We start from the raw sequence: 13565 nt of genomic DNA, 5'->3' as shown, positions 1-13565 counted from the left end.
GGCCCGTTGAAGCAGGAAGCATCAGGAGGGCAGCTTAATGCACGCCTACACTGGAACCATCGGCCTTCAGGTCGGTGAGCAGGTCAGAAGGCAAAACCTAGCAATTGCGGTTGCTCTAATCGGCCATTTCTGAATTGATCTTTTGGCATTTTGGGCAAATTCTATTTCCAGGCCCATAGGAAAGAAATTTTTGTTTGCATCTTAAGCAATCTAAGTTTTTCGGCCACTTCCGCCTTATAACTTCCCCTGCGGCAGTAACCATTTTAGTCTCTATTTTTTTCTCTTCTACATAAGAATTGCCATGCTCATTCAAGAATGCTTCAACGTTATCCGCTTCATTTCCTAGAAGGTCTTTTAACGAAGGTACCCATAGTATTTTAATCAAATCATTACGGTGCATAGACTCAAGTCTGGCCATAATGGCGTCAATGCTTCGACCCATTTCCTTAGACAATTCCAAGGCAGGCACAAGTCCGTCCTTCCTTTTCAATCGCTCTATGTTTTTTACGAGGCAATCATCCTCATCCGAAGTCCATTTTTGCCTATGGCGAGACATATCCCCTTTTATCTGAGGGAGTTTCTTTCTTGATGCCTGCGTCTGAACAGAAGATCTGGATCGATCGAGAGCCAGGGCGATCAACGCCACACTAGAGAATTTATGCCACAGCACTATTAGCGCGACATTATCCTCACTCGACCAATCTTTTCGAGGGCCAGTCTTCGCCATCGCTCCCGCCAACAAAAACTCCACCATGGAGTATTATAAGGTTAAGGAATAAAATGACCTTAACAAAGGCCAAAAGTCATCCCAAAGCGTACTGAACAGGCCACTCGGAATAAAGGCCTTGTCTTTCAGACTTTGTCTCTTGCATAGAAATTTAGTTTAATTCCATGGATATTCTTTAGTTAGAGAAAGCCAATATGTCTCAGACTCACGGTCACATAGCCTTATCTTCAGCGGTTAATAAAGCTGGAGAGTTAGCGATCTTCGCGTCATTTAATGACACGAAGTTCGTGCCAGATGGCTTTGTCCTGAACTCTGATAAAATCCTATTTACCTGTGGAGAACAGGTAACCAAATCCACTTATTACATAGAAAAAAGCTTCACGGACTTACTAAACAAAGCCCATTCGATAACTCTGGTTTATTCAACGCCAGATGATTGCCTGCATGAAGTAATCATCCCCAGAAAGGAGGCTAAGTCGTGATCCCTTTGATCAATGAGCATGATATTGGGCAAATCCAGACCAAAATGCCCTTTCTGGCTAAATTCCTTTCCAAAGGAACGAAAATAAGCGTACCAGAGGGAAAGGATTTTGTCTCATTTTTTAACAAGATTAAAGACTCTGCATCCAGGCCATCCACAAGAAAAATAGCTGCAGGCTTTGTGGTTGTTGGTATATTCTCAGCAACCCCTCTTATGGTTTTGGATCCCCAAAACAAAGATCATCTGGTCACCAAATTTATAACCCTAGATTTTCCTAAGTCTGCCACCCCTCATCTTTCTCTGAAGCCTGCTAATGTCCCGCTTGCTGGCATTAACAGCAGCAAGGGTGGTAAAAGCTTACGAACCCATCTGAAATCCATAGCCACCTCCGCCGTCTCAAAGGACGAGGCACCAAAGATAGCGCGCCTACTGCAGCATCAGCAGGTCAAGTCAGATGACGTTCGTCAGATTCCTCTAGACGACATTTCTCCAAGGCTAAGAAAAGCGATCTCTTACGCTCATCAAACAACTGGGGTGAGTAGCCACCTTTTGGCTACTTTCTCATACCTTGAAAGCCGTATGAATCAGCATATTGGCAACACGAGGTCTTCTGCAGAAGGAGCATTCCAGTTTACTAAAAGTTCATGGTTGGACACGATTGACCATTTCGGCATGAACCATAGCCGCGGTCTTGCAATTGCAGCATCTCATATTGAACGTGATGACCAAGGGAAGCTCAAAGTCGACAGTAAAGATGCTGAGAAATTTATCTCAAAGTTACGAGACAATCTTCCTGTTGCGACCATGATGGCCGCAGAAGCGATCAAACACAACCAAGGCGTACTTGAGAGAAAATACGGACCTGGGTCTGATACGCTTACCAACTTATACGTTCTTCATCTCCTTGGCCCGACATCGGGGTTGAAATTCCTCAATGCCGAATTTTCTGGTGGCACATCAAACTGCTCAGATGTTTTCAAAAGCGGCATCAAGGCTAATAGAGAGATCTTTACCAGAGATGGAAAGGTGTTGACCGTTAGAGATGCCTACAACAACATCGAGTCATCTGTCATGACCGCTTCGAACACACTCCAGGAGGCCTTCCCAGAACATGCTCATGATAGTCATCTGGAGCATGAACCATCCCCAACATCTGAATTCGAACCCTCTCCCGATCCTTAGTCTCTCTTGAGTGTTCGACTAGGAGGTAGCCTTATGACATCTCAAAAGAGGCCTTTTACAATATCATTCGTTGAAGGAAGCGATAAGGCGCCCATCATAGATTTAGAAGGAAAGTATGAAAGCTTTTCTGCTTTTGTCTCAGCTCACTCTCAAAAGCTGGATTTTGCAGATTTACGGTGGGTCAATCTCTCTGACACCGATTTTAGTTTCGGACTCCTGAGACATGCTGACTTGTCATACTCTAAGCTAGATGGCTGTGTATTTGATCACAGCGTTATAGATCATGCTCTGATTTGCTCTGCATCGGCTACAAAGCTAAAGGGCTCCAACTTTTCTGCGAAAAATCTAAGAGCTGAATATTCTGATCTGTCTTATTCTAATCTAGAGGATGTGGACCTCTCTGAATCAGCCCTGACAGGCATCACTCTCGACGAAGTCTCTTTCCAAAGATGCAATATGAACGGCTCTGATTTATCAAGCGCCCATGGTGTAGATACAAAATTTATTGAACTCAACTTGAAAGGAACCTCTCTATCATCTTCTTTCTTTATCACACCGATATTCAATGAGTGCACATTCAGCACAAATAAACTCAAGTCATCTTTAGAATGGAAAGATGCTCGTATGCATGGAGCTATTTGGAATAAGTGTACAGGTCACATTCCAAAACTTATGATGCTAGAAGATGCCATTTCCAAATTATCTCTCACCGCTCTTTCTACCGGCTTCCTAGGTATGGGTACTGCTGTTGCCGCCTCAGCAACCCTTACATCAACGACATCGCTCTCTGTCATGCCTCTCTACACTACTGCCGCCATACTGGTTGCTAGTGGGCTTTCCGCAATTACCTCTTTGCGGGCATCAGATTCAATCTGGACAAGAGCCTCAAGGAAATTCGGAGGCATCATCGGACGTACGGCCCGCAGTGTTGTAAAAAAAACGAAGGATCTATTTAGAAAGTTGCAAGTAACTCCAAGTGATCAATGTAAAGCAGAAGACCGGATCAGCAAAATATTGAATGATACATACATATCACTGGGAAGTTCGAAGTCTATTGAAGCAATTAATGCTGCCTTCAACTCTGTGAATATTGGCAATCATCGAGATGGCTTTGGCTTTTCGACTTCTATCGTAGATGATTTAATATCCACATATGGCACTTCATCAGATATCCTTGTCTGCAATAGCGCCGAGATGACTAAACTCTCACTTGCTTTTTCAAGGCTAAAATCTGGTCAAGAGTTTGGCAACACCGTCCTCGTTGATCCTGCATCCCTCTCTGCCCGAACAGGAACGTCCCCCGCCCTGATCAAGACCTCACCAGGTCTGATAGATATTTGCTACGTGAAAGATGATTCTCAGGGGCGACCGATATGCACGGTTGCCGAATATAATAAAGATGGCTCTTTGTTCGGAATGACTCTGACGACAGACGGGGAAACTGTACGGTTTAAGCCCGATGATCCAGAAACAAAGGCCTTATGCCTGCCCTCCTTAAGCAAAGCCCTTTCTGGTATGGAAGCCTCATCACTAGCCCCTAACATCAACAAAGAAGTGGATTGCAAGGACGTATCCTATACCCTTCAGGAAGCAGAGCCATCCGAAACAAGTCCAGAAACCATTACTAATGCTCCTTTCCCAGCCTAAGGCCCAACACCACAGATTATCAGAAGCAGGTTACACACCCCTTCAGGTGGGAGCTGGTTTAATGATGGTAGCCCTGCTTACCTCACTCGGTGCAGCATTGGTTTCGGAGGGGCTTAAGCTGGTTCACGAAAAAACAATTCAAGTACAGCTAGGGCAGATTGTTGAGGCCACAGAATCATTAGTCTCAGGAATTCATTCTTATGATATTTCAACGTCCGATCTCTCTGCTCAGGGCATACTTTCCCAAGAGTTCTATAAGAAAGACGGCACCCTAGCCATTCTTGGTCATGACGTTAAAATCGTGGGATATTCTGACCACACATCAATAGAAATCCCTACTACGACCATGCGAATATGCATCAGGCTGCTTCTTACAGATTACGGCAGTCGGGTAGTACAGAGGTCTGCTAATTCATACTCAACCCTAAGTAGAACTGCATCTCTACCAGACGCACGCAATGCGTGCATGGATAACGACTTCAATACCGTTACCTTAAATATCCGCTAAAATCTCTCACATTCCCAATGCTATGTTCAGTGGCTTTAAGCGACTGCATCGACACCAGAACTTGCCTGCATATGCAGGTTTTGGCGCTTGGGTATTAAATTTGTTCCTTGCATCCCCGAAAACTAAAATTCTCAGAAGCATCTGAATTTGCCACCACGGACAAATACATTGAGATGAGCCTTAAAAAACGGAGCGCATGGGTTCTTACCCGGATAGAGGACAAAACTACTCCAGGCATGTTTTCGATGCTAGATGGAGATGTCCCCCCTATACCCAAAAATGTCGATTGCGCATTAAGAAGGTATACAACCAGTTTCACGAATATCGCCGAGGTGCCTGATAATGATTGCTTCCCCCTAAAGGATTCCCTGATGATTTGGCTAGAAAGTCTTACTCAGGAAGGAAGAATACCTCCGCATAAATATCTAGATTGGGAAATGAACAGAATACCATCAGAAGCTCAAAAGCTGCTGCTGGAAAATGGTATTGATGCCCTTAAATTTAGACGGCTGGATGACAGTCGGACACGGCTGGTAATTGTCGATAAGACAAAAGTTAGCCAAGCAAAGGTAAATATCTATCGGGTTGCACCAGAGAATATCCTGAAAAACTCTCTCTGCTCTGACTTAAAGACCTCTCCAAATCTGCAGATTGCTTCAGGTGACGGAAGCATTCAAAACCTAAGCCTCGCCGGCCAAACATTGCAGAATGTTTGTAAGGATGCTGCTGATTTGGAGCTAAATAACTCCCGCGGCTCACATATTTTGGCCATGGCGATATTCAAGTATCTGGATATCGCAGGAAAATTAGGAGGAAGCGGAACATCTCAACCAAGTATATCTGCGATCATAGATAAACAGAAAGGCTGCCCTGTCTGGGTAATGGTCAATCTTGATGACAAATTTATTGATTATCAAGGCGTGGGAACAATCAGCGACATTTCTAAGCGGATTTTCCATGGGGAATTTGGTGACGCAACTCACCTTACAATAAGACATGGCATTTCCCCGCACAGTCAGGTCCACAGTCCGGTTATTGAACAAGCTGAGGTTCTCAGTGCGAAGATAATCAGTGCCATGATGACACCTGAAGCATTCCAGACTTTTTGCCATATCCCATCGGAAACTGGATTTACGTTGCTGGCAAACACATCTCAGCTCCAACCCACTCATTCACTGGAGCGAAATGAGCTATCCCTTGAAAAAGCATCAGTTAGGCCTGATGAAACGCAATCATTGCCGACGCCAAATGTTCAGCTATAATTATTCTAAAAGAAAGTGGAAAATCTAGACAGCCACAGGAATATCAAATGAAAGAATATAAAAAGAAAACAACTAGGAAAAAAGTTGTTGGATTTATAGAGCCTGACCTCCATGATAAAATAGAACAAATTTGCAGAACAAACGGTATTACAAAATTACATATCATTGAATACGCGATAAATACTTTTTCTTCTGAAGTAGGAGACGATCAAAGAATAAACATAACGATCAACCGTGACCATAGAGAGGGAGGGCCATCTGCGGAAGCGAGAACTCAGGATGCCACTTGCAATCGCGGGAAATTTTTCTTTGGGGGTTGGGTTGATGAGGCTTCTCACAGCATCATAAAAGAGATGTCCCGTAAATATAACGTCAGCATCTCCTCAATTCTGGAATGGGGAGTTTGTCATTATATCGCGAATTCAAGAGAGAATTTAAATTAGAGGCACTTCCCGATTTCAAAAAAAAATTAAGACCCATCCACGCTTTGGGGCTTAGCCTTGAATATCGTCTGGCCGTTCGTCACTATTGCAACATATATGTACCTGCCCGGTGCGCTATTGAGTGATTGTGTGAAGAAAATGGTCCTGAGACGAGAAAAAGAAAAAAAACATCTTCGGCATCTAATTTTATCCTTCTGGGTAATATGCGCCTTCATAGCACTCTTACCCCGCTCAGCTCATGCACAACAAACCCCAATTACAAGAACATGCATCCTGAGATCCGCTGATGCGTTCCACATACCCTATCGCATTATCCTTACCTTACTACGCACAGAAGGTGGTCAATTGGGAATGGAACACCACAATGATAACGGCACTTACGATTTGGGTCCCATGCAAGTAAATAGTAGGTGGATACCAGATGTAGCGAACTTTCATTTTGGCGGTGATAAAAAAGCGGCCTGGTCTGCAGTAAGAGATTGGGGTTGTTATAATATACTCATCGGCACTTGGGTCTTCCGCACATATGTTGACGAAGCAGGCGGCAATCTTGCGGAAGCCGTGGGTTTATACAACTCTCATAATATAATCCCGAAATTACGATATCAGAGACGGTTTGCTGCAAATTATGCGAAGTTATTTTTTGGCTCATCAAAAGTAAATAATTCGCAGGAAGCTAGATCTGCGACACCCGGATTCAACAATCAGAGGCAAAACGGATAATGGCTCCTCCCCGGCCCGGTGAAAAAGCCCCACCCCTTATGGGGAGTGAAGAAACGGTCATTATGGTGGCCTTGCTTATTTGGCTTGCATTTATCTTTTTCTGGCCATGGGTGAGGCCGCCCTTAGAGTTTATTATTCTAGGCAATGCTGATTGGCAGTATCACCTGCTAGACAAAATACATTTATTGAGAGACGTCAACGGCCTAAAAATTGAGCATTATATAGATTATTATATGCATCACCCAATGCTCATTGGAACCGTCCCTTGGAGCACCACTCTGTGGATTGCGGAAGATATTGCCAGCTTTTATCATATGTTTTTGGCTTACGTGGCGCTGGTCGGATTTTTATTTTGGAAAACATACAAAAACAGGCCAACGAAGTCTTATAAAACAGTATACAGTTTGACAGGAAAAGAACTAACAAATGTCCCCTATATTTTTAATCAGAAGATAACATTTAAACCGGCAAGAAAATTTCTTCAGGCTGATTATAAGTCTAAAACTCTATCCTTCATTGTAAAAAAAATACTCACATTAACCTTTTTCTCAAGGCTTATTGAGACGAAGAAAGAATGGTTGAAATCAGGTCCCAACTTTTTCGAATACCAATCACTTGCCTGGAAAGGGACAAAATACAGCGCAGAATTTGTGCCAGAATCTGCTGGCCCCGCAGAAGATCCGGCAAAAAGTCCACAACAATGGATGAAAGAAAATGGGATAACTATTACTAATGGTGAAATCGATATAGCAAAAGCAGAACAAACTTTTAAAAGTCAATTAGGTGCGCAATGGACTGGCATTGAAAACGCACCTTACTACATGCAGGCCATAGCGATACTCTCCTGGTTAAATTACACACATAAATCAGGCAAACCTGTTGATGAATTTCGCGGCATATTGGATTTAATTCATTGCACCTCAAAGTCCCCTAAAGAGGCGGAATCTTCAACCAGAAAACAGATGGCCAAATATTTTTCAAACAAACAACTTGTTGAGGATCTGAACAGAAGAGGCAATGCCCACGCCTATCTAAACACAGCAATGATGGCGATATATGGCGCTGGCGGCCCTATGGCTAAATGGGGTGGCGGTGATGCTGGCGTTAACGCTTCCAGTGGCTTTAGATGGGTCAAGAAAATAGACCGCACGTTTTGGTACTGCATGAATAATGTCGGAAGAGAAGCGCACCATATAGAATGTGCTGGAGCAGTAAGCCACTTTCATGCTGAACGAGTTGAACGAAAGAGGTTAGACACGCCTTACGTGGCAAGCGCCATTGAGGGGTTAGAAATGACCGTAAGAGAAGACGGCGTCATGACCCTCGATGACTACTTCCGTGAGCGTATTCAATTTTAAGCCTTCCAACCACTTTCTGTTATTTCTGAATATGAAACTGACAAGGCTATTTCGCCCTCCCCTGCTTGAGCGGAAGGATGTATCCAGATTTTGGCCTTATCATTTTTAGATTAGGCTTTGATATAATAATGGCCTTATGCTATTTATCGCGCGGAACAAAGCTTCTTTCACTTTTACATGAAACCTCGAAACGGGATTTTATCAATGAAAACATTCAATCCTCATATATCCAAACCCAAGGTTTATTTGACATAACCTTCTCAGAATACTGAAAAACCAGAAAAAGCCTTAAAATTGGCTTTTCTCCATAAGATGTCTGGATTTTAAGGTAAAATTCATGTCCGAAACGAATGTTGCTGGAAGCATATTTCCCAAAACTTCGAATCCGCCCTACACTCCACAGCGGGGAGCTGAAATTCCTGTGGCCATTGAACAAAGCCAACCAAAATCAGCTCAGAGCCCCAAAGGCCTTTTGCCCCCTAAGCTGTCATTCCTTAAATCCCCTCTATTTCTGACGCTAGTGGGATTTCCAAATCTATGCACCATCATCTATTTTGGACTAATTGCATCGCCAATTTATGAGTCAGAGGCGGTTCTTCGAGTAAGTAGCCCTGTTGAGCAAGCAAAATCACAATCCTCATCGATTTCTTCTCTGCTTGGTGGCGGTCATGATTCACCTGGAATCTGGATGCTTAAAGACCGGCTAGATACTTTCGATGAGTTTAAGTCGATTAATAGCCAATACGACATTCAGAAACTCTATTCCCGTGGTGACTTTGTAACCCGCGTTGGCGGCCTTTCATCCTCATGGCGTAAAGGCTCAGGCGATGTGGCGCTATGGAAGTACTATCAGCGTATTTTTGATATGGATGTTGACGAAAATACCGGTGATGCAAAATTAACAGTTACCGGCTGGACTGCTGAAGACGCTCATAATATCGCTACTGCATTAGTCCATGATGCGATCGTTAATTTGAACTATCAAGATCGTCAGCAGGATGCCGAGACCATTACTGCTGCAGAACTGGAATGCGATCGGCTTAGAAAATCCCTCTCAGAGGATGATATCGCTATCGCTGCATGGCGGGCTCAAAGTGGCGCTTTAGATCCTAAAATTGACTATGCGTCTTTACTGGATGAAGCCTCACAGCTCAACACCAAGAGAATTGAGCTTAAAGGTCAGTTTGAAGCTATTTCCCGAAATGCGCCAAACAGCCCTTCAGCAATTTCTCTCCAGTCCCAAATGGCAGTGATAAATGGTGGCGTACAAGATTCCCTAAATAGCGCCAAGACCTTGTTCCCATCTGCTTCCACCTATGAAGGGTTAACTATCAAGCGCGAAACTGACGCTAAGCTACTTGAAGCTGCCGGCGCGGCTCTACAGCAAGCTCGGATCAATGCAGCCCAGAACCACTACTATGTTGAAATGATCGGAAGCCCGTCCAACCCTAAGTCCCCTGCTGGCCCTTACAGTCTGAAGTGGGTTTCCATCGTATTCATCGTTTCCATGATTCTTTATGCCGTTCTCGGATAAATGGCGGAATATATAAGGCGCTCATTTACTATGCTCGATAAATCCTTCCGTAAGCGGCTTTCAGTCGCCCTTGCCCTTACCACTTCTCTTTCTCTGACAGCATGCGGCACATCAATGCCCAATGCCGGCCCTCTAGCTGGGGAAATTGAACAGGCCAAGTCTGTAAGCATTGTACATGTCAGTCCAGACATGGCTGCTCAGATGCAAACTGAAGCGCACGATCGTCAGCAGTCAGAAATAACTGCAGCATTAAACCATCTTGCGCTTTCCCAGGCAGCTAATGACTATCGTCTACATGCTGGTGATGACCTCCAAATCTCTCTTTGGAGTTTTTCCGAAGGTGGCGGTGGCGGTGGATTAGGTGTTGATCCTTCTCAGTCTGCCTCATCACCTGCCATGGCATCGGGCATCCAAGGCACACCATTAGGTAAATTTCAGATCGATGCATCTGGTAGTGTCACTCTCCCCTACGCAGGGCGGGTAGTAGTTGCCGGAAAAACAGAAAGTCAGGCCCGATCAGCCATTATGGCTCGATACAAAGCTCTTGGCATTCTTCACAATCCAGATGTGACAGTGCGTGTCGCTGAAGGACATCAAGGTGTGCTGGTTACAGGCGCAACTGGGCAACCTCAGATCGTCCCATGGAATGCCGGAGGGGTTTCGCTATCCGAGGCTATTACACTTGGATTAGGTAACGGCACAACCACTCTCAACGAAAATAGCTCATCTTCTTCATCAAGCGACACTGCCAGCACAAACGCTATAACTGTTGCTGTCGTACGGAATGGCGTAGAGACTGACATCCCCATGTCGGCCGCCCTTGACCAAGACATCACCCTGCACCCCAAGGATAAGGTCATTATTCGCAAACGACCTGCGGTGCAGGTTACCATGCTTGGTGGGGGTATTGTAAGAAACGGGCTTTTGAGTTTCGCCAAATCTCCAAGCCTTGCTGCTACCATCGCTGCATCACAAGGTCTCAATCCGAATACGGCCAATAGCACCAAGATTTTCATATTCCGCCAACACTATGGGCAAAAGCCGACACTCTTCACTTTCTCCTGGACTGATGGGGATGGCCTCGCGGCTTCACAGCTCTTCCCAATGGAAAACAACGATATTGTTTATGTTGCTGAGTCTCCCATCATACCGGTCGCTCGCGTTCTAAACACTATATTCCAAATGGCCGAACCAGCATTGATTGCGAGGCCCTGATTATGGATGCATCTAAAGCTGATCATTTAGACGCATACCCTTATCTAGCTCTGTCCGGGCTTAGCCCGGCAGAAGCACACAAGGAGCAGGAACGCATCCAGAGTTGGGAGGATCTCTCTGAATGGCTGGACAATAACACCCCGCCAGATAATACCCCTCCTCCAGACAGGACACCGATTGGTACGCCTATCATGGAAACATCCTGGAAAGCGGCCCTTCGGCGCCGCTTTTTTGATTTACAGGCTCAGGGAGACAAGCATGTAGGCGAGGATCCTGTCTGGCCTAAAGTCGTGGAACGTAGACGTCGTGTGACCACTTTTGTCTCATTGGCATTGACGGCGCTTATGACGGCGCTGTCTTCTATGATGATTTCCGTACAGACTTCATCCACCCTCCTTGTGGACATTATAATCACTCTCATGGCGATCATGAATTTCTTCATGATCAATGTTTTTGCCAAATTGATGATCGGCACGTGGCATGCTATTCGCGGGGCGAAAGGAAACCCTTGGCACCCAGCTCACACGGCCTGTAACCCACGCTCAGACGCCAAGGTCGCGATCCTATTCCCAGTATATCATGAAGATCCACATCGCGTTGTGGGCGGGATGATCGCGGTTGCAACATCCTTATTAGAAAATGTGGAAGCGGCGGGGGCGCATTACGAATTCTTCCTACTCTCGGACAGTCGCAAACCATCATACCGAATTGCTGAATTAGCTGCACTGGAACAAGCACGTCAGGCCTGTCCGCAAATTAAGTTCCATTACAGATGGCGGACAACCAATGAAAATGCCAAGCTTGGCAACGTAACTGATTTCTGTCGCCGCTGGGGTAAAAGATACGACTACATGCTCGTTATGGATGCTGACAGCATTATGAACGGGAAGACCATCCATACCCTTCTCCGCATGATGGAAGGCAATCACCGGCTAGGTATTCTTCAGACAAATCCTACACCTGTGATGAGAGAAAGCCTCTTTGGGCGGATGCAGCAGTTCGCTGGCGGAAGGTACGGATCCGCCTTCTCATATGCACTTCAGGCCATGCATATGGGCCACGCAAGCTATATTGGGCACAACGCAATGATCCGTACTCAGGCGTTTATGGAAAACTGCCTGCTCCCAGATCTGCCGGGCAAAAAGCCTTGGGGCGGAAAGCCTTTAAGTCATGATATTATTGAGGCTGCGCTTATGGCTAGAGCCGGATATGAAGTGTGGTTTCTGCCAGATATCGGGGGAAGTTACGAAGAAATACCGGCCAACATTATCGGCTTCATGGCAAGAGAACGGAGGTGGATGCAAGGGAACCTCCAGCACACGAGATTTCTGTTCATCGATGGATTAAAAAAGATCCACCGTGAAAATTTTGTAACTGGCTTTATGGGTTACTTATCAGCACCAATCTGGGGAATATTCTTGCTTATCTCCGCACCAACGATGGTGAGTTTTATTCAATCAGGGAAATTTAGCAATGAAGATATTGGCAAGATTGAAGTTCCCTCAATTATTATGCTCATAGCCTCAATAGTGTTTATGTTCGCCCCCCGCATATTGGCGCTCATTCTTTGTATCAAGCAAAAGAAAACGGCATCGTGCGGGGGAACAGTCAAATTAATTACAAGCATGACACTTGAAACCATCTTCACTTTCTTCTTCGCCCCTCTGATGATGGCTTTCATTTCAAAGTTCGTATGGCTTTGGGCAAAACGGAAAAGCATCTCATGGGGCACACAGCAGCGCGATGATGAAGCACTGTCTTGGTCGACCTGCATCAAATGCTTTAGCTGGACAACTGCCATTGGTATCGTGTGCACAATAGCCCTCTATGCGGAGATACAGAAGGTGCCCGCACAATCGGCCGCCCTGCTCTCAATGGCATCTGGACATCTTTTGGAGCCTATGAGCCTCTTCTTATGGTTCTTCCCAATCCTGGGCGGTCTATCGGGCAGCATTATTATTGCCAGGTTTACAAGCAGAACATTCCCCATCTTAAAGAAGATGAAGATATTCAGCATACCTGAAGAAATTAATCCGCCAGAAGAAATAAAAAACACACTAATATGGACAAAAGAACTGCAACTGCGCGTTCCAGATCCAGAAAATGAAGTTGAGTGCTTCCTTTACGCGCTAAAGGATAAATCCTTTTATCTAGCACAACGTGCGCGTTGCAGGATTAAAACTCACATATCAGCAAAGATTAAACAAAAACTATCAAAAGGAGAAAAATTAAGCCTTAAAGAGTTTATGTTCGCTTTAAATGAAAAGGCTTGTCTCGATTTACTTCATCAGTCTCATTGCGAAAAGCATAACGCCTGATAAGACAAAATAAGACAAATTTTTATAGAAGAAAGTGGTCTTAAATAACTTGACCACTTTCTATCTTTGAAATATCCCTACTTTATCAAGACGGAAGGGTGTCCGAGTGGTTTAAGGAACTGGTCTTGAAAACCAGCGTGCGGGGAACCGTACCGTGGGTTCGAATC

General features: G+C 45.0%; 11 protein-coding genes. 10 read left to right on the top strand and 1 reads right to left on the bottom strand.

The window, feature by feature from the left end:
* Positions 1–115: 115 nt before the first annotated feature.
* Positions 116–727 (bottom strand): hypothetical protein, encoded by a 612-nt coding sequence (locus tag CSR02_RS13635; protein WP_143225602.1) that lies wholly within the window; start codon positions 725–727, stop codon positions 116–118.
* Between the two features lie 478 nt (positions 728–1205).
* Between CSR02_RS13635 and CSR02_RS13625 the strand changes: the two genes are divergently transcribed.
* The 10 genes from CSR02_RS13625 to mdoH all read left to right on the top strand — a co-directional run bounded on the left by CSR02_RS13625 (position 1206) and on the right by mdoH (position 13398).
* Positions 1206–2390 carry a hypothetical protein gene (locus CSR02_RS13625; RefSeq protein ID WP_099542014.1) on the top strand — a complete coding sequence of 395 codons (1185 nt, stop codon included), beginning with the start codon at positions 1206–1208 and terminating at the stop codon, positions 2388–2390.
* A gap of 33 nt (positions 2391–2423) precedes the next feature.
* Positions 2424–4037, top strand: coding sequence for a pentapeptide repeat-containing protein (locus CSR02_RS13620; RefSeq protein ID WP_099542013.1), 1614 nt, complete (start codon positions 2424–2426; stop codon positions 4035–4037).
* 61 nt (positions 4038–4098) lie between these two features.
* Positions 4099–4545 carry a hypothetical protein gene (locus CSR02_RS13615; RefSeq protein WP_143225601.1) on the top strand — a complete coding sequence of 149 codons (447 nt, stop codon included), beginning with the start codon at positions 4099–4101 and terminating at the stop codon, positions 4543–4545.
* Positions 4546–4916: 371 nt separating this feature from the next.
* On the top strand, positions 4917–5807 hold the full coding sequence (locus tag CSR02_RS13610) for a hypothetical protein (RefSeq protein ID WP_143225600.1): 891 nt from the start codon (positions 4917–4919) through the stop codon (positions 5805–5807).
* 47 nt (positions 5808–5854) lie between these two features.
* Positions 5855–6250: a RepB family protein gene (locus tag CSR02_RS13605; RefSeq protein ID WP_099542010.1), complete on the top strand. Its 396-nt coding sequence runs from the start codon at positions 5855–5857 to the stop codon at positions 6248–6250.
* Positions 6251–6307: 57 nt separating this feature from the next.
* Entirely contained in the window at positions 6308–6973 is a 666-nt protein-coding gene (locus tag CSR02_RS13600) for a lytic transglycosylase domain-containing protein (RefSeq protein ID WP_143225599.1), read from the top strand.
* Positions 6973–8331 carry a secretion/conjugation apparatus DotM-related subunit gene (locus CSR02_RS13595; RefSeq protein ID WP_099542008.1) on the top strand — a complete coding sequence of 453 codons (1359 nt, stop codon included), beginning with the start codon at positions 6973–6975 and terminating at the stop codon, positions 8329–8331. The genes CSR02_RS13600 and CSR02_RS13595 overlap by 1 nt, the downstream gene beginning before the upstream one ends.
* 337 nt (positions 8332–8668) lie before the next feature.
* Entirely contained in the window at positions 8669–9865 is a 1197-nt protein-coding gene (locus CSR02_RS13590) for a hypothetical protein (protein ID WP_143225598.1), read from the top strand.
* A 30-nt stretch (positions 9866–9895) separates the two neighbouring features.
* Positions 9896–11080: a polysaccharide biosynthesis/export family protein gene (locus CSR02_RS13585; RefSeq protein ID WP_167384153.1), complete on the top strand. Its 1185-nt coding sequence runs from the start codon at positions 9896–9898 to the stop codon at positions 11078–11080.
* Between the two features lie 2 nt (positions 11081–11082).
* On the top strand, positions 11083–13398 hold the full coding sequence (mdoH, locus tag CSR02_RS13580) for a glucans biosynthesis glucosyltransferase MdoH (protein ID WP_099542005.1): 2316 nt from the start codon (positions 11083–11085) through the stop codon (positions 13396–13398).
* Positions 13399–13565: the final 167 nt, after the last annotated feature.

Source organism: Acetobacter pomorum (genome assembly GCF_002738225.1).
Classification (GTDB): domain Bacteria; phylum Pseudomonadota; class Alphaproteobacteria; order Acetobacterales; family Acetobacteraceae; genus Acetobacter; species Acetobacter pomorum.
This window is presented reverse-complemented; position numbering and strand designations above follow the sequence as displayed.

What these genes read in the sequence shown, in the direction of transcription:
- CSR02_RS13585 (WP_167384153.1), top strand. Translation starts at nt 9,896, where the DNA reads ATGCTCGATAAATCCTTCCGTAAGCGGCTTTCAGTCGCCCTTGCCCTT.
- CSR02_RS13610 (WP_143225600.1), top strand. Translation starts at nt 4,917, where the DNA reads ATGATTTGGCTAGAAAGTCTTACTCAGGAAGGAAGAATACCTCCGCAT.
- CSR02_RS13605 (WP_099542010.1), top strand. Translation starts at nt 5,855, where the DNA reads ATGAAAGAATATAAAAAGAAAACAACTAGGAAAAAAGTTGTTGGATTT.
- CSR02_RS13615 (WP_143225601.1), top strand. Translation starts at nt 4,099, where the DNA reads ATGATGGTAGCCCTGCTTACCTCACTCGGTGCAGCATTGGTTTCGGAG.
- CSR02_RS13595 (WP_099542008.1), top strand. Translation starts at nt 6,973, where the DNA reads ATGGCTCCTCCCCGGCCCGGTGAAAAAGCCCCACCCCTTATGGGGAGT.
- CSR02_RS13620 (WP_099542013.1), top strand. Translation starts at nt 2,424, where the DNA reads ATGACATCTCAAAAGAGGCCTTTTACAATATCATTCGTTGAAGGAAGC.
- CSR02_RS13590 (WP_143225598.1), top strand. Translation starts at nt 8,669, where the DNA reads ATGTCCGAAACGAATGTTGCTGGAAGCATATTTCCCAAAACTTCGAAT.
- CSR02_RS13635 (WP_143225602.1), bottom strand. Translation starts at nt 727, where the DNA reads ATGGCGAAGACTGGCCCTCGAAAAGATTGGTCGAGTGAGGATAATGTC.
- mdoH (WP_099542005.1), top strand. Translation starts at nt 11,083, where the DNA reads ATGGATGCATCTAAAGCTGATCATTTAGACGCATACCCTTATCTAGCT.